The following is a 16,590-nucleotide window of genomic DNA, read 5'->3' on the forward strand; positions in this document are numbered from 1 at the left end:
TTTATGAAAATGAATAAAATCCAAAGGTTTTGATATAAAAACGATGTTTAAATAGTAATGAATAACGTATCTATTGGAATTTATGTATTTACTCATCAATGTCCTCAGTTATGGAATATTTTTCTATCTGTTGGAATAGCCATTGAATAGAGGCTAATTCTAGTTTCTGGATAAAAAATATGAGGGGGAATTGAGAAAATGAAATATGCAAATCCAAATACAGAAGGAGCATTAATAAACTTTAAAGAACGATATGATAATTTTATTGGGGGTGAATATCGTCCCCCAGCAAGTGGGCAATATTTTAAAAATGTTAGTCCAGTAACAGGGCAGGTTTTCTGTGAAATAGCACGTTCTACAAAAGAGGATGTGGAAGCAGCAATTGATGCAGCGCATGAAGCAAAGGCAGTTTGGGGAACTACATCGGTTGCAGAACGTGCCAATATCTTAAATAAAATTGCTAATCGGATGGAAGAAAATTTGGAAATGCTCGCAATTGCTGAAACATGGGATAACGGTAAAGCAGTAAGGGAAACTCTAGCAGCTGATCTACCGCTTGCAATTGATCATTTCCGTTATTTTGCTGGGGCAATTCGTGCACAAGAAGGTGGGATAAGTCAAATCGATAATGATACAGTTGCCTATCATTTTCATGAGCCATTAGGAGTAGTGGGCCAAATTATTCCATGGAATTTCCCAATACTAATGGCAACCTGGAAATTAGCACCTGCACTAGCCGCAGGGAATTGTGTCGTATTAAAGCCGGCAGAACAAACACCAGCATCCATCCATGTGTTAATGGAATTGATTCATGACCTCCTACCACCAGGTGTACTAAATATAGTCAATGGTTTTGGACTAGAGGCTGGGAAACCACTTGCTTCGAACAGTCGTATTTCTAAAATTGCGTTTACTGGGGAAACAACGACAGGTCGATTAATTATGCAATATGCATCAGAAAATCTCATTCCAGTAACATTAGAATTAGGTGGAAAATCACCAAATATTTTCTTTGAAGATGTGATGGATAAAGATGATGGCTTTTTAGATAAAGCAGTTGAAGGTCTTGTTATGTTTGCCTTGAATCAAGGGGAAGTCTGTACTTGTCCATCAAGAGCATTAATTCATGAATCAATTTATGATCGTTTTATGGAACGTGCTATTGAACGAGTTAATCAAATTAAAATAGGTCACCCTCTAGATACAGAAACAATGATGGGAGCACAAGCCTCAACAGAACAAATGGAAAAGATTATTTCTTATTTAGATATCGGCATGCAAGAAGGTGCAGAGGTACTCGCTGGTGGTACAGTTAATAAGTTAGAAGGAGAACTTTCGGAAGGTTATTATGTTAAACCAACGATTTTCAAAGGAAATAATAAGATGAGAATTTTCCAGGAGGAGATCTTTGGCCCAGTACTTTCAGTTACCACATTTAAGGATAAGGAAGAAGCAATTCATATTGCTAATGACACATTATATGGTTTAGGAGCAGGAGTGTGGACTCGTGATATGAATACCGCATATCGTTTTGGTCGAGACATTGAGGCAGGAAGAGTATGGACCAATTGCTATCACCAGTATCCAGCCCATGCTGCCTTTGGTGGGTACAAGAAATCAGGTATTGGAAGGGAAAATCACCAAATGATGCTTGATCATTACCAACAAACGAAGAATTTATTAGTGAGCTATAGTGAAGGACCAGCTGGATTGTTTTAAAGGAAAGAGGATAGCGCCTTTTTTACATATATTAGTAGAAAAAGAGGTGTTAAAAATGGTAAAGCGTGTAACAGGGACTGATGAAACACATCAGCTGCTGAAAAAGTTAAAAAAGATCCATGGTGAATTAATGTTTCATCAATCTGGAGGCTGTTGTGATGGTAGCTCACCAATGTGTTATCCTCGTGGTGAATTTCGGGTTGGTGAATCTGATGTACTTTTAGGAGAAATTGGGGATACACCATTTTATATGTCCAAGGATCAATTTGAGTATTGGAAGCATACTCAGCTTATTATAGACGTTGTTGATGGTAGAGGTGGCATGTTTTCTGTTGAAGGACCTGAAGGAAAGCGATTTTTGACTAGGTCGAGGGTGTTTACGGATGAGGAACGTGCAATATTAGGCTAATATAAAGGGAAAATGCCAAATCGGTTCTAGGTTTGGCATTTTTTATTGTTTGGCAGGGATTTGGCTGAAAAAGTATGTTGGCACAGCTCTCATAAACATTATGATGGAGTTTTGGTTGAAAAGGTACATGAGCACAGCTCTCATAAACATTATGATGGAGTTTTGGTTGAAAAAGTACATGAGCACAGCTCTCATAAACATTATGATGGAGTTTTGGATGAAAAGGTACATGAGCACAGCTCTCATGAACATTATGATGGAGTTATGGTTGAAAAGGTACATGAGCACAGCTCTCATGAACATTATGATGGAGTTATGGATGAAAAAGTACATGAGCACAGCTCTCATAAACATTATGATGGAGTTTTGGATGAAAAGGTACATGAGCACAGCTCTCATAAACATTATGATGGATTTTTGGTTGAAAAAGTGCATGAGCACAACTCTCATGAACATTATGATGGAGTTATGGTTGAAAAGGTACATGAGCACAGCTCTCATAAACATTATGATGGAGTTTTGGATGAAAAGGTACATGAGCACAGCTCTCATAAACATTATGATGGAGTTTTGGTTAAAAAAGTGCATGAGCACGGACCTCATAAAAGGTTTGTCTAAAGTTTCGATTGAAAAGGCCAAACTTCAGCATTTTCACTATTTCCCCTTACAATAAATCCCCTCTGTAACCCTCATGTAACTCCCCTCCACTAAACTATTCCTAGAAAGTGGAGGGATAGCGATGCATGCAAATATGGACTGGTTACAGAGTAGGGTCAATATATCTCCAGAAAGATTAGCGGTTGTTGATGCTGTAACGGATGATTCTTGGACTTATAAAGAACTTCATGAAAGAGCAAATATAATAGCGAATTTCTTTTTGACAAAAGGTGTTGAAAAGGGTGATCGTGTTGCGATTTTGGCACCGAATCATATTGGTTATTTGGATTTCCTTTTTGCTTGTATGCGGATTGGTGCGATATTCATTCCGCTAAATTGGCGATTAGGTGAGGATGAATTAACATATGTGTTACAAGACTGCGAGCCGAAGATAATTGGAGTGGCTCCTTCTTTCTTGCATAGAGTAAATCAAATGGTAATAGATGCTGTTATCATCAATATTGATAATAATGATTATGGGAAGAAGCTAGATTATGAACGTCACCATATAAAGGTAGAGTTAGATGAAGCAGATCCACTTGTCATGATTTATACCGGTGGAACAACTGGACGTCCAAAGGGAGTAGTTCTTTCCCACAGGTCCATTCTTTGGAATGCCTTAAATACAATTGTTAGTTGGGATATAGGTGCGGATGATGTAACCTTAATTTCTACCCCGATGTTCCATACTGGTGGATTGAATGTTTACACTTTACCACTTTTACTGGCAGGTGGAAAAGTAGTTCTTTCTCCTGATTTTAAGCCGGATAAAGCTATTAAGGATTTAATAAAATATAAATGTACTGTTGTATTATTTGTTCCAACGATGTATCACATGATCATCCAAACTAAAGAGTTCGGGGAGGCTACATTCCCAGATATACGCGTGTTTGTTTCTGGAGGGGCACCATGCCCACATAAAATTTATGATGCCTTTCGCGAAAAAGGGCTTGCATTTAAAGAAGGATATGGACTAACAGAAGCTGGCCCGAATAATTTTTACATTGATCCGGTAGATACAGTTCGAAAAATCGGTTCAGTCGGTAAGCCAATGGTCTTTAATGATATTAAAATCGTGAAGGATGATGGGATGTGCGCTGATGCAAATGAGGTAGGAGAACTTGTCGTACGTGGCTATCACGCATTTGAATATTACTGGAATAAACCAAAGGAAACCGCAGAAGTCATAAAAGATGGTTGGGTTTATACAGGGGACCTAGTTAAACAAGATGAAGATGGCTATGTCTATATTGTCGGACGTAAGAAAGATATGATTATAACTGGTGGAGAAAATGTTTATCCACTGGAAATAGAGCATTGGCTGGAAGCGCATGATTTAATCGATGAAGCGGCAGTTGTCGGTTTGCCGGATGAGAAATGGGGCGAAATTGTTACAGGCTTTGTTTCATTAAGGGGTGAACTGACCGAAGAAGAATTGAAGGATTACTGCAATCAAAAGCTTACCCGATATAAAGTTCCAAAGACATTTTATTTCTTGCAAGAACTACCGAAAACCCATGTTGGAAAAATTGATAAAGCATCTTTAAGAAGCGAATATTCAATAAAGGAATGCACTAATTTATATAGAAAAGAATAAATGCATTAACCACTATTAGAATGGGTTCAAAACTCGCACAGTTAATTACTAGTGCGAGTTTTATGATGTATTAAATCCTAACACTGTGGACCTATAATTACTTATCCTGATGGTAAACAGCCATCATGATTTTAGTAACAAATTCCTCTTCATAGTTCTTTACAATTGTATCGTAAATATATTCCTCAAAAACATAATCTCCTAAAACTAAATTTAAACGATTCATTTCCAAAAAGAGTCGTTCATAGGTTTGATGTATCGTTTTATCATCCCCGACATGATACCCAATAAGAAATTCACCTTTAACGGCTTGAAAATATGGATACCCTTCCTTGGGGGTTGGTTGCTCAATATATAAATAGCTATAATTAGTAAATTCACCCTTCAATATTTGCTCTCTCTTCGTTATGACACCTATAGGATATCCCGAATCAAGGTTAGATATATACAATTGGTCAATAAAATCTGAAACGACCTCTACAAATTCTTCATTTGAAATGTTTTCTATGTTTCGGCTTAAATAAAGAGTTGCCTCTGGTAATTGTTCTAATTTAATCTGATTAAAATCAGTACTTAAAGCCTCTTCCATAATTTCTATTTTTGCTTCAATAATTCTTTCTTTCATTTCTATCTCTTGACGTTTTTTTACAATCTCTTCTTTCTTTTTATACATCAAATCTAAAAAGCCTTCAGGTGATTTATTCTGTGTGTATTGTTTGATATCTTTTAGGGACATATCGAGATCTTTTAGAACATCAATCACATTAAATAGTTCTAATTGGTGGATGGAATAATATCGGTATCCTTTCTCATTTTTAACCACTGGTGACAGAAGACCGATTTGATCATAATAAATTAGTGTCTGTTTATTGACTTTGCAGAGCTTTGCAAATTCTCCAGTACTCAAATATTTCTCTTTTTTTTCGTTCAAATTTTCATCACCGCCCTTGACTATATAGTTACTATATACATTAGGATAGTAAATTGTAAATATATTATTTAAGCCTTGGTAATTTCAGGTAGCTTATCATTAATACTACATTTTGAACATCATTAGCTACATGTTTAATATAGTTTTTAGCATTAAAGGAGAATAGAAAATGAAAATATATAATGTTACTTTATGGTTATTACTAATGAATCTATTTATTGCCTTTTTAGGTATTGGTTTAATCATTCCAGTTATGCCAACATTGATGAATGAATTAGGCATTACTGGTAAAACAGTAGGTAATTTAACTGCGGCATTTGCAATTGCTCAATTAGTATCATCGCCATTTGCAGGAAAAGCCGTAGATAAATTTGGAAGAAAGATTATGATAGTGGTTGGTTTGTTTATTTTTGGTTTTTCGGAAATCCTATTTGGAATCGGTAATGATATTGAAGTATTATTTATTTCCCGTATCTTAGGTGGGATTAGTGCAGCTTTCATTATGCCAGCTGTCACAGCATTTATTGTAGATATTACGACAAAGGAAACTCGTCCTAAAGCATTAGGTTTTATGTCAGCTGCTATTAGTACAGGATTTATTATTGGCCCAGGAATTGGTGGGTTTTTAGCAGAATTTGGGACTCGGGTGCCATTTTTCTTTGCAGGAGGACTTGGCGGGGTTGCCGCTATCCTATCTATAATTTTATTAACTGAACCAAAGCGAGTGGAAGAGAAAGTTGAACAAGATCCTAAGCGTCCAGTCGGAATAAAACGTATTTTTGCACCTATGTATTTCATTCCCCTTATTCTAATTTTTATTACTTCATTCGGTTTAGCGGCATTTGATTCGTTCTTTGGTTTATTTGTGGACCATAAGTTTCAATTCTCACCAGGTGATATTGCAGTAGTTATAACTGGTGGTGCTATTGTTGGTGCCGTTGCACAAGTGGTATTGTTTGATCGGTTAACCAGAATGTTAGGGGAAATTAAACTAATACAATACAGTATTCTGGTATCAGCAGTTCTTGTCTTTATGATGACTGTCGTTCAATCCTATCTAACTATATTACTTGTAACATTTGTTGTCTTTGTTGGTTTTGATTTGTTTCGACCAGCTGTAACATCTTATCTTTCCAATATTGCTGGAAATGAACAAGGTTTTGTTGGAGGGATGAACTCTATGTTTACTAGTTTAGGTAATATATTTGGCCCGATTGTTGGCGGCATATTATTTGATATCGATATTGATTACCCGTATTATTTTGCGGCCATTGTACTAGCTTTAGGAATAGTGCTATCTTTGTACTGGAAACAACCAGCATATGGTAAAGCTAGGGAAACTAATCAAGTATAGCTAGTATTAATTTAAAGCTAGTAGAGTAATAAAGGAATACTGTAATATGAAGCATACAATTACAGCGCGAGTTCCTAATAAAGAAGCTCGCGTTGTTTTGTGATTGCAATATTTTTCATCTGCTGGCTAAAATAGTTTTTAACCAAATGGGATAAAATATTTTATCAAAGTTCAACCAAATTTTGCTAGAAAACGGCAGTCTAGAAAGTATTTTAAATAACGCCACCTTCTTATCTAATATAATCGATTATATTAGTAAAAAGGTGGCAAATTATTATTCATCCTCTAAAAGCTCAACAGAAACCCGACTCTTCCGACCAGAACTTGAAATAAAACGATGCAATTGAATATATAATAATCCATGATTATAAGTAGCTTTAATTCTATCTGAACGAACTGGGAATGGTAGAGATATGGTACGCTCAAAAACTCCCTGCAAAATTTCCTCTTTTACTACAGTACCACCACTATGACCAATATCAATTGCACCGCGCAACTCCAATGTTGCATAATCTACATAAATATCAATCTTTTCTAAATCATTTAAACCTGGTATATTTGCGATACAAAGAATTTCATTGTCCGTTTGATAGAGATTGATTTGGGGAATGGTTGGTTTAAGGATGCCTTCAAATTGATCCCAAAACTGCTCACCAAAGAAGTGGTCCATATTCCGTTTCCAATCTGTCATTTGTTGAAATGGATCCATGTTCAACACCTCAATTTATAAAGTATTATAATCACACTATATGCAAATTCTAAAAAATGGGTGAATGCCCAATAAGGAGGTTGTATTTTGCTTGAAAATGCTCTCGTAATGGTTGCTATTATTTTGATTATCAATATTGTCTATGTATCGATGTTTACAATTCGAATGATATTAACGCTAAAAGGCCGTAGATATGTAGCAGCCTTTGTAAGTATGTTTGAGATAGTCGTGTATATCTTTGGTTTAGGACTAGTATTGGACAACTTAAATGAAATACAAAACGTGATTGCATATGCACTTGGTTATGGAATTGGGGTTGTCGTGGGTTCCATGATCGAGGAAAAGCTAGCACTTGGCTACATAACGGTTAATGTGATATCTGGGAATCCGGATTTGAGCTTTACTCGCCAATTACGCGACAAGGGATTTGGGGTTACAAGTTGGTCTGCCTATGGAATGGATGGGGACAGGCTTGCTATGCAAATATTAACTCCAAGAAAATATGAATTGAAACTGTATGAAGATATAAAAACAATTGACCCTAAGGCTTTTATTATTTCATATGAACCAAAACAAATTCATGGAGGATTCTGGGTAAAACAAGTTCGAAAAGGGCGATTATTTCATCCGAAGAAAAAAATAGATGGCACTACTAATGCAAAAGCAGAAGATGATACAGTTACTGGATCAAAATCGGATTAGACCAAGAGAACTTGTTCGTTTTCATGTAATATCATGCATAAAACCGAACATTGATAAAGGTTATCTATAAAATGTTCGATTTTTATTGACCGCTTAATTATTCTTTGATATGCTAAAATTAATCAACAAATGAATACGGACCCTCATATATTTCTTGGGATATGGCCTTGAAGTCTCTACCCGGCACCGTAAATGCTGGACTATGAGGGAAGATGAATCATTGATTTAACTCATGATTTTTTTGGCGACCAATAATAAGGTCTATTCATCTTCTCTCAAAAGTATTTGAGAGGGTGGATAGACCTCTTTTGTGGTAATTTTAGAAGAATTTCCACTGGAAATGGAAGGAGATAAAGTAATGGCTTTAGTTGGTGTAATTATGGGGAGTATCTCTGACTGGGATACTATGCAGCACACATGCAGGACGCTAGAGGAATTAAACATTCCCTATGAAAAAGATGTTATTTCAGCACACCGAACACCAGATGAATTGTTTTCATATGCAAAAACTGCCCGGGAACGTGGGTTAAAAGTGATTGTTGCTGGAGCAGGTGGGGCAGCACATTTGCCTGGCATGGTGGCCTCACAAACAACACTTCCAGTTATTGGTGTACCTGTTCAAAGTAGAGCATTAAACGGACTAGATTCACTTCTTTCCATAGTACAAATGCCTGGTGGAGTGCCAACCGCAACGGTTGCAATTGGGAAGGCAGGTGCAACAAATGCAGGAATTCTTGCAGCGCAAATTCTTGGCGTATATGATGAAAAAATTGCACAAAAACTAGATACTTATCGATTAGAAATGAAGGCAAAAGTTGGAGAAATGAGGGAAGATCTTGCAAAAAAATAATGTAGTTCTACCACCACAAACAATAGGTATTATTGGTGGTGGGCAGCTTGGTCGCATGATGGCAATGGCTGCAAAGTCTATGGGTTATCATGTTTTAGTATTAGATCCGACACCAAATTGTCCAACTGCACAGGTAGCAGATGGGCAAATTGTTGCGGCATACGATGACCTGAATGCTATTAAAGAATTATCCACAGTTTCAGATATCATCACTTATGAATTTGAGAATGTTGATTTAGAAGCGGCTAGTTATATTGAGAATCTTGGGAAGCTTCCACAAGGTACCTATGCATTAGAGATTACGCAGAATCGCGAAAAAGAGAAACAGTTAATGAAAGAGCTAAACTTACCAGTGCCGGATTTTACCATCGTTCATAGTGGCAAGGAATGTGAAGATGCATTGAAAAAAGTAACATTTCCTGTTGTGATTAAGACATGTCGTGGTGGTTATGACGGAAAAGGGCAACTTAAACTAGAATCAGAGGCTGATATTCCAGAGGCAATAAAATTTGTGGATAAGAACAAGCACTGCATAATGGAGTCTTGGTTAACGTTCGATAAGGAAATATCGGTGATTTTCACTAGGACTGTAACTAGTGAAATTGAATTTTTCCCAGTTGCGGAAAATGTTCATAAGGACCATATTCTGTTTCGGACAACAGTTCCTGCAAGTGTGTCAGTGGATGTTCAAGAAAAGGCACGTCATGCAGCAGGACTACTGGCAGAGAAAATGAATATCGTTGGTACATTTGCCATTGAAATGTTTGTCACTGGTGAAGAAATCTACTTAAACGAAATGGCACCTCGTCCTCATAATTCAGGTCATTACACGATTGAGGCATGTAATATTTCACAATTTGCTCAACACATAAGAGCGATATGTGGTCTACCATTAGTTCCAGTAGAACTATTGAAACCAGCTATTATGATTAATATTTTAGGTGAAGATGTTGAATCTACACTAAAGGCTATTCCTAATTCAAATCAAGGTTTTATCCACTTATATGGAAAAGGCGAAGTAAAAGAAAAACGGAAAATGGGGCATATTACTTTTATTGGAGAAGATGCAGAACACCAGTTAGAAAAGTTTGAGGAGGCAATGCAATGATTGGACGTTATACAAGAGAAGAAATGGGAAAAATTTGGACGGAAGAAAATAAATTCAAAGCATGGTTAGAGGTTGAAATTCTTGCTTGTGAAGCGTGGTGTGAGCTTGGTGTCATTCCGAAAGAAGAAGTAAAACAACTTCGCAACAATGCTTCATTTGATATAAATCGAATTTATGAAATTGAAAAAGAAACAAGACATGATGTAGTAGCTTTTACGCGTGCAGTTTCTGAAACACTTGGTGAAGAACGTAAATGGGTTCACTACGGATTAACCTCAACAGATGTTGTTGATACTGCTCTTTCTTATCTGATAAAACAAGCAAATGAAATCATTCGAAAAGATCTTAATAACTTCATCGAAATCTTGAAAAATAAAGCAATTGAACATAAACATACCGTGATGATGGGAAGAACACACGGTGTTCATGCAGAGCCAACAACTTTCGGGTTGAAACTGGCATTGTGGTATGAGGAAATGAAGCGAAACTTGGAGCGATTTGAATTAGCTGCTAAGAATATTGAATTTGGAAAGCTTTCTGGTGCAGTTGGGACGTATGCCAATATTGACCCATTTGTAGAGCAATTTGTTTGTGAAAGACTTGGACTGACACCTGCACCTGTGTCCACACAAACCTTACAACGTGATCGTCATGCAGCTTATATGTCAACACTTGCATTAATCGCAACAACAATTGAAAAATTTGCTACAGAAATTCGCGGTTTACAAAAAACCGAAACTCGTGAAGTAGAAGAGTATTTTGCGAAAGGCCAAAAAGGTTCATCAGCTATGCCACATAAACGTAATCCGATTGGTTCTGAAAATATGACAGGAATGGCAAGAGTAATTCGTGGTTACATGGTAACAGCCTATGAAAATGTATCGCTCTGGCATGAACGTGATATTTCACATTCCTCTGCAGAACGAGTTATATTACCGGATGCAACCATTGCTCTTGACTACATGTTGAATCGTTTTGGAAATATCATTAAGAATTTAACGGTTTTCCCGGAAAACATGAAGCGAAATATTGATAAAACACATGGCGTTATATTCTCACAACGTGTACTTCTTGCGTTAATTGATAAAGGTATGAGCCGTGAAGAAGCCTATGATATCGTACAACCTAAGGCTATGGAAGCATGGGAGACAGAAATACACTTTAGTGAACTAGTAAAAAATGAAGAGCGCATCACTACATTATTATCAGAGGAAGAAATTAAAGATTGCTTTGATTATACGTACCATTTAAAAAATGTTGATGTGATATTTGATCGCATCGGCTTAAACTGAGGTGATTAACGTGAAGGCAGAGCTATTGTATGAGGGGAAAGCGAAGAAGGTTTATCGTTCGTCAACAGATTCTGAGAAGCTGGTTTTAGCCTATAAAAATGATGCAACAGCTTTTAATGGAAAGAAAAAAGAAAGTTTTCCTGGGAAAGGAAGATTAAATAATGAAATATCTTCCTTGATTTTCCCTTACTTACATAACCATGGTATTCGTAGTCATTTTATAAAAAGACTAAACGAAACAGAACAACTGGTTCTAGAGACGGAAATTATCCCGCTAGAGGTTGTGGTTCGAAACCTAGCAACAGGTAGTATTACAAAACGTTTAGGGTTTAAGGAAAAGACACCTTTCAATCCCGCACTTATTGAACTTTTTTATAAAAATGACGAATTAGATGATCCGTTAATTAATGATGATCATGCTCTGCTTTTAACCGATATTACCTTAGCGGAACTACGTGAAATAAAAGTAAAGGCACTAGAAATAAACACCGTGTTACGTGAATTCTTTTACACTAGCAATCTTACATTAGTTGATTTTAAGCTTGAATTTGGCCGATTGCCAGATGGCAGAATTGTCTTGTCTGATGAGATCTCTCCTGATACATGTCGTTTATGGGATTTGGAGACAAATGCAAAGATGGATAAGGATGTATTTCGCCAGGGTACTGGTGATTTAGTTACCGTTTATGAACAACTACTACAACGACTGGAGGCAAGGGTATGAGAAAAGTGACCGTCTTTATTACACTAAAACAGGGTGTGCTTGACCCACAAGGAAAGCAGATACAAGAATCATTAAACGCTTTAGGTTATAAAGAGATTCAAGAGGCTAGGGTTGGAAAGTACATTGAATTACAAGTAGAAGATGGACCAAATCTTGAAGCACGAGTACGTGAAATGTGTGATAAGTTGCTTGCTAATCCAGTAATTGAGGATTACCACGTCGATATGGGGGAGGCTGTTCACTCGTGAAATTTGCTGTAATTGTTTTTCCGGGTTCGAACTGTGATCACGATATGTATCACGCGGTGAAAGAGATACTTGGTGAAGAGGTAGATTTAGTTTGGTATCAAAATAGCAATCTAGAAAACTATGATGGCATTTTACTACCTGGTGGATTTTCTTATGGTGATTACCTAAGGTCCGGTGCGGTCGCTGCTACGTCTGATGTGATGAATCAAGTGAAGGTGCATGCTACAAAAGGAAAGCCTGTTCTTGGCGTATGCAATGGATTTCAAATTTTAACCGAGGCTGGCTTATTACCAGGTGCATTAATGCGAAACAAAAAGCTTTCCTTCATGTGTCATCAAGAAGAATTGCTCGTTGAAAATAATGAAACGATGTTTACTAGTGGATATGGAAAAGGGGAAATTGTACGTTTTCCAATCGCACATGGTGAAGGAAATTATTATTGTGACCCAGAAACCTTGTCTTCATTAAAGGCGAACAACCAAATTCTTTTTACCTATCAAAATAATCCAAATGGTTCGGTAGAAAATATTGCTGGAATTATCAATAAAGAAGGAAATGTATTAGGAATGATGCCACATCCGGAGCGGGCTGTAGAAGCGCTTTTAGGTAGTAATGATGGATTAAAGCTATTCCAATCAATCGTGAAAAATTGGAGGGAGTCCTATTATGTTACAAACGCATGAGATTAGCCCAGAACAAATCGAAACAGAAAAACTTTATCAAGGCATGGGGCTAAGTGATTCTGAATTTGAAATGGTAAAGACAATCTTAGGACGTCTTCCAAATTTTACAGAGACTGGTATTTTCTCAGTGATGTGGTCGGAGCATTGTAGTTATAAGACATCGAAACCATTACTAAAGAAATTCCCAACAAAAGCACCGCATGTTCTTCAGGGTCCTGGTGAAGGGGCTGGAATTATTGATATCGGTGATAACCAAGCGGTTGTTTTTAAAATAGAAAGTCATAACCATCCATCGGCTGTAGAACCATATCAAGGCGCTGCAACGGGTGTTGGCGGGATTATTCGTGATGTGTTTTCTATGGGTGCTCGTCCAATAGCTTTAATGAACTCACTTCGTTTTGGAAATTTAACTACTGATCGCGTGAAATATTTATTTTCCGAAGTTGTAAATGGAATTGCAGGATATGGCAACTGTGTTGGAGTTCCAACGGTTGGTGGAGAAGTTCAGTTCGATGATTCCTATGAAGATAATCCATTAGTCAATGCTATGTGTATTGGCCTAATAAATCATGATGATATTCAAAATGGTATTGCGGCTGGGATTGGTAATACGGTTATATATGCTGGTGCTCCTACAGGTCGTGATGGCATACATGGAGCAACGTTTGCCTCTGATGATTTAGCAGATGATGCAGCTAAAGACCGTCCTGCCGTTCAAGTTGGCGATCCATTCATGGAAAAATTACTTATTGAGGCTTGTCTGGAAGTAATTCATTCTGATGCCCTTGTTGGTATGCAAGATATGGGGGCAGCTGGCTTAACATCATCAGCGAGTGAAATGGCAAGTAAAGCTGGAACAGGTATGCATATGAATTTAGATTTAGTTCCACAACGTGAAGAGAATATGTCTGCCTATGAGCTAATGCTTTCGGAATCTCAAGAGCGCATGCTTTTAGTAGTAAAAAAAGGTAGAGAGCAAGAAATTATTGAAGTGTTTGAACGTTACGGGCTTTCAGCAGTTGCTGTTGGTCATGTTATAGAGGAGAAAGTATTCCGTATCACACAAAATGGTGAAGTGAAAGCAGAAATCCCGGTTGATGCTCTAGCAGAGGAGGCACCAGTCTACCATTTACCATCTCAAGAGGCGAAGTATTATCAAGAGTTTCAGAAGATTGGGAATAAATTACTAAAGGTAGCTAATTATGGCGGAGTACTCAAGCAATTATTACAACAACCAACTATCGCTAGCAAAGAATGGGTTTATGACCAATATGATTCCATGGTACAAACGAATACCGTTACCGGGCCAGGGTCGGATGCGGCAGTTGTACGAATTAAAGGTACGAATAAATCTCTTGCAATAACAACGGATTGTAATTCTCGTTATATTTATTTAGATCCGGAAACAGGTGGAAAGATTGCGGTAGCTGAGGCTGCGAGAAATATTGTTTGCTCCGGTGCACGACCACTTGGGTTAACGGATGGCTTGAATTTTGGAAACCCAACAAATCCAGAAGTTTTTTGGCAAATGGAGAAAAGTGTAGAAGGAATGAGTGCTGCGTGTCTAGCACTTGGTACTCCAGTTATTAGTGGAAATGTTTCGTTATATAACCAATCAAAAGGGAAAGCAATTTTCCCAACACCTATTGTCGGAATGGTTGGATTACATGAGTCAACGGATCATATTACCCCGAGCTTTTTCCAAGAGGCTGGTGACCTAGTTTATATGATTGGTGAGACTAGACCAGAATTTGGAGGAAGTGAACTTCAGAATGTCTTGGAAGGAAGATATCAAGGTAAAGCACCCGCAATTGATTTAGAGGTAGAGGCAAAGCGACAGAATCAACTACTTCATGCTATTCAACAAGGGTTAGTTAATTCAGCTCACGATTTAGCAGAAGGTGGATTAGGTGTTGCATTAGCAGAAAGTTTATTTGCGGATTCATTATTAGGTGCAGATATACAGGTGGCTGGTGATGCAACGGTTGAATTATTTAGTGAAACACAATCTCGCTTCCTTGTCAGTGTAAAAGTGGAACAGCAAGAAGCTTTTGAAAAAGTTGTGGAAGATGCAATTGCGATTGGTGTCGTTACAGCAGATGGGAAGTTAACCATCCGAAATAAGGATGACATCATTTTGTCAGAGGAAGTAGAGGAGTTAGTGAACCTTTGGAAAGGGGCAATCCCATGCTTGCTGAAATAAGAGGCTTGAATGAAGAATGTGGTGTCTTCGGGATTTGGGGTCATGAAAAAGCTGCGGAACTAACTTATTATGGTCTACATGCCCTACAGCATCGTGGCCAAGAAGGTGCTGGTGTCGTGACATCAGATGGTCATGAACTTAAGCTTCATAAAGGGCAAGGACTCGTGAATGATGTTTTTAAGCGGTTTGATTTTTCGAAACTCAGTGGGCATGCGGCTATTGGGCATGTCCGTTATGCAACCCAAGGAGAAAGAACGATAGATAATGTGCAACCACTTCTATTTCGTTCCCAAACTGGAAGTATGGCATTAGCACATAACGGTAACATCATGAATGCTTACGAGTTACGTGGTGAACTAGAGGCTGCGGGTAGTATCTTGCAGACCTCCTCCGATACAGAAGTACTCGCTCACTTATTAAAAAGAAATGGAAAAATGGATATAATCGCCGGCTTAAAGAATGCTTTAAGCCAATTAATAGGTGCATATGCCTTTGTGTTGTTAATGGAAAATAGCATGCATATTGCACTTGACCCTCGGGGATTAAGACCATTATCTATCGGAAGATTAGGAGAATCCTATGTTGTAGCTTCCGAGACTTCTGCCTTTGATATTATCGGTGCCAAATTCGAACGGGAAGTTTTACCTGGTGAGCTAATAACCATTACAGATTCTGGACTGGAATCTACTCGTTTTGCCGTCCAGGAAAAACGCGCATTGTGTGCCATGGAGTATGTGTACTTTTCGCGTCCTGATAGTAACTTGAACCATGTAAATGTTCATGCGTCCCGAAAGCGAATGGGGATTGAGCTTGCTAAAGAAGCGCCTGTTGAAGCAGATGTGGTGACAGGTGTTCCGGATTCTAGTATTTCAGCAGCAATAGGCTATGCCGAACAAAGTGGAATTCCATATGAGATTGGATTAATCAAGAATCGTTATATTGGTAGAACGTTTATTCAGCCTTCCCAGGAACTTCGTGAACAAGGGGTAAAAATGAAGTTATCACCAGTACGTGGGATTGTAGAAGGAAAACGCGTCATTATGATTGACGATTCTATTGTTCGTGGAACAACTTGTAGGCGAATTGTTCGCATGTTAAAAGAAGCTGGTGCAAAAGAGGTACATGTGAGAATTGCTTCACCAGCCATCACCAATCCATGCTATTACGGAATCGATATGTCTACAAAAAAAGAGCTGATTGCTGCAAATTATTCTCTAGATGAGATATGTGAACTGATTGGTGCGGATAGCTTGGCGTATTTATCAAGCGATGGATTAGAAAAAGCCATTGTTTCAGTGGACTCGATTGATCAAGGTGTTTGTATGGCTTGCATGACTGGAAAATATCCCGTTACAGAACATGGACAATTAGAAGTTACCTATACGAAATGCTAAGGAGTGTGTC

At 37.8% G+C, this 16,590-nt stretch carries 16 protein-coding genes and 1 riboswitch; of the genes, 14 read left to right on the plus strand and 2 right to left on the minus strand.

Features of this window, described 5'->3' with window-relative positions; translation table 11 throughout:
• The first annotated feature begins 198 nt into the window (after positions 1 to 198).
• The 4 genes from adh (at position 199) to TY11_RS00485 (ending at position 4,382) form a co-directional block, all read left to right on the plus strand.
• Positions 199 to 1,719, plus strand: a complete 1,521-nt coding sequence (adh, locus tag TY11_RS00470) for an aldehyde dehydrogenase (protein WP_042141952.1) — start codon at positions 199 to 201, stop codon at positions 1,717 to 1,719.
• Positions 1,720 to 1,774: 55 nt separating this feature from the next.
• A complete protein-coding gene (locus tag TY11_RS00475) occupies positions 1,775 to 2,128 on the plus strand; it encodes a DUF779 domain-containing protein (RefSeq protein ID WP_042141953.1) in 354 nt (117 codons plus the stop codon).
• 111 nt (positions 2,129 to 2,239) lie between these two features.
• Complete coding sequence (locus tag TY11_RS00480) at positions 2,240 to 2,746, plus strand: hypothetical protein (protein ID WP_155982638.1); 507 nt, start codon at positions 2,240 to 2,242, stop codon at positions 2,744 to 2,746.
• A gap of 121 nt (positions 2,747 to 2,867) precedes the next feature.
• A complete protein-coding gene (locus TY11_RS00485) occupies positions 2,868 to 4,382 on the plus strand; it encodes a class I adenylate-forming enzyme family protein (protein WP_042141955.1) in 1,515 nt (504 codons plus the stop codon).
• 97 nt (positions 4,383 to 4,479) lie between these two features.
• On the opposite strand, the gene TY11_RS00490 is transcribed toward TY11_RS00485, so the two are convergent.
• Positions 4,480 to 5,313 (minus strand): MerR family transcriptional regulator, encoded by an 834-nt coding sequence (locus tag TY11_RS00490; protein ID WP_042141956.1) that lies wholly within the window; start codon positions 5,311 to 5,313, stop codon positions 4,480 to 4,482.
• 169 nt (positions 5,314 to 5,482) lie between these two features.
• On the opposite strand from TY11_RS00490, the gene norA reads away from it, so the two are divergent.
• Positions 5,483 to 6,667 (plus strand): multidrug efflux MFS transporter NorA, encoded by a 1,185-nt coding sequence (norA, locus tag TY11_RS00495; RefSeq protein WP_042141957.1) that lies wholly within the window; start codon positions 5,483 to 5,485, stop codon positions 6,665 to 6,667.
• 274 nt (positions 6,668 to 6,941) lie between these two features.
• Here norA and TY11_RS00500 read toward each other — a convergent pair whose 3' ends face one another.
• Positions 6,942 to 7,376 carry an Hsp20/alpha crystallin family protein gene (locus TY11_RS00500; protein WP_042141958.1) on the minus strand — a complete coding sequence of 145 codons (435 nt, stop codon included), beginning with the start codon at positions 7,374 to 7,376 and terminating at the stop codon, positions 6,942 to 6,944.
• Positions 7,377 to 7,463: 87 nt separating this feature from the next.
• Here TY11_RS00500 and TY11_RS00505 point away from each other — a divergent pair, with 87 nt between their 5' ends.
• The 9 genes from TY11_RS00505 to purF all read left to right on the plus strand — a co-directional run bounded on the left by TY11_RS00505 (position 7,464) and on the right by purF (position 16,580).
• Complete coding sequence (locus tag TY11_RS00505; RefSeq protein ID WP_042141959.1) at positions 7,464 to 8,078, plus strand: DUF2179 domain-containing protein; 615 nt, start codon at positions 7,464 to 7,466, stop codon at positions 8,076 to 8,078.
• A gap of 123 nt (positions 8,079 to 8,201) precedes the next feature.
• Positions 8,202 to 8,301: riboswitch (purine riboswitch) on the plus strand.
• Positions 8,302 to 8,436: 135 nt separating this feature from the next.
• Complete coding sequence (gene purE / locus TY11_RS00510; RefSeq protein ID WP_042142144.1) at positions 8,437 to 8,928, plus strand: 5-(carboxyamino)imidazole ribonucleotide mutase; 492 nt, start codon at positions 8,437 to 8,439, stop codon at positions 8,926 to 8,928.
• Positions 8,915 to 10,036, plus strand: coding sequence for a 5-(carboxyamino)imidazole ribonucleotide synthase (gene purK, locus TY11_RS00515; RefSeq protein WP_042141960.1), 1,122 nt, complete (start codon positions 8,915 to 8,917; stop codon positions 10,034 to 10,036). The genes purE and purK overlap by 14 nt, the downstream gene beginning before the upstream one ends.
• A complete protein-coding gene (purB, locus tag TY11_RS00520; protein WP_042141961.1) occupies positions 10,033 to 11,328 on the plus strand; it encodes an adenylosuccinate lyase in 1,296 nt (431 codons plus the stop codon). The genes purK and purB overlap by 4 nt, the downstream gene beginning before the upstream one ends.
• A 10-nt stretch (positions 11,329 to 11,338) precedes the next feature.
• On the plus strand, positions 11,339 to 12,052 hold the full coding sequence (purC, locus tag TY11_RS00525) for a phosphoribosylaminoimidazolesuccinocarboxamide synthase (RefSeq protein ID WP_042141962.1): 714 nt from the start codon (positions 11,339 to 11,341) through the stop codon (positions 12,050 to 12,052).
• Complete coding sequence (purS, locus tag TY11_RS00530) at positions 12,049 to 12,300, plus strand: phosphoribosylformylglycinamidine synthase subunit PurS (RefSeq protein ID WP_042141963.1); 252 nt, start codon at positions 12,049 to 12,051, stop codon at positions 12,298 to 12,300. The genes purC and purS overlap by 4 nt, the downstream gene beginning before the upstream one ends.
• On the plus strand, positions 12,297 to 12,983 hold the full coding sequence (gene purQ / locus TY11_RS00535) for a phosphoribosylformylglycinamidine synthase subunit PurQ (protein ID WP_042141964.1): 687 nt from the start codon (positions 12,297 to 12,299) through the stop codon (positions 12,981 to 12,983). The genes purS and purQ overlap by 4 nt, the downstream gene beginning before the upstream one ends.
• Positions 12,967 to 15,186, plus strand: a complete 2,220-nt coding sequence (gene purL / locus TY11_RS00540) for a phosphoribosylformylglycinamidine synthase subunit PurL (protein WP_042141965.1) — start codon at positions 12,967 to 12,969, stop codon at positions 15,184 to 15,186. The genes purQ and purL overlap by 17 nt, the downstream gene beginning before the upstream one ends.
• Complete coding sequence (purF, locus tag TY11_RS00545; RefSeq protein ID WP_042141966.1) at positions 15,171 to 16,580, plus strand: amidophosphoribosyltransferase; 1,410 nt, start codon at positions 15,171 to 15,173, stop codon at positions 16,578 to 16,580. Before purL ends, purF begins: the two co-directional genes overlap by 16 nt.
• Positions 16,581 to 16,590 lie beyond the last annotated feature (10 nt).

Origin of the sequence: Paucisalibacillus algeriensis (assembly GCF_000577245.1) — a bacterium.
Lineage (GTDB): Bacteria > Bacillota > Bacilli > Bacillales > Amphibacillaceae > Ornithinibacillus.

Excerpts from the sequence above, each read along its gene's own strand:
- adh (WP_042141952.1), top strand. The coding sequence starts at position 199 with ATGAAATATGCAAATCCAAATACAGAAGGAGCATTAATAAACTTTAAA.
- TY11_RS00475 (WP_042141953.1), top strand. The coding sequence starts at position 1,775 with ATGGTAAAGCGTGTAACAGGGACTGATGAAACACATCAGCTGCTGAAA.
- TY11_RS00485 (WP_042141955.1), top strand. The coding sequence starts at position 2,868 with ATGCATGCAAATATGGACTGGTTACAGAGTAGGGTCAATATATCTCCA.
- norA (WP_042141957.1), top strand. The coding sequence starts at position 5,483 with ATGAAAATATATAATGTTACTTTATGGTTATTACTAATGAATCTATTT.
- TY11_RS00500 (WP_042141958.1), bottom strand. The coding sequence starts at position 7,376 with ATGGATCCATTTCAACAAATGACAGATTGGAAACGGAATATGGACCAC.
- purE (WP_042142144.1), top strand. The coding sequence starts at position 8,437 with ATGGCTTTAGTTGGTGTAATTATGGGGAGTATCTCTGACTGGGATACT.
- purB (WP_042141961.1), top strand. The coding sequence starts at position 10,033 with ATGATTGGACGTTATACAAGAGAAGAAATGGGAAAAATTTGGACGGAA.
- purS (WP_042141963.1), top strand. The coding sequence starts at position 12,049 with ATGAGAAAAGTGACCGTCTTTATTACACTAAAACAGGGTGTGCTTGAC.
- purL (WP_042141965.1), top strand. The coding sequence starts at position 12,967 with ATGTTACAAACGCATGAGATTAGCCCAGAACAAATCGAAACAGAAAAA.
- purF (WP_042141966.1), top strand. The coding sequence starts at position 15,171 with ATGCTTGCTGAAATAAGAGGCTTGAATGAAGAATGTGGTGTCTTCGGG.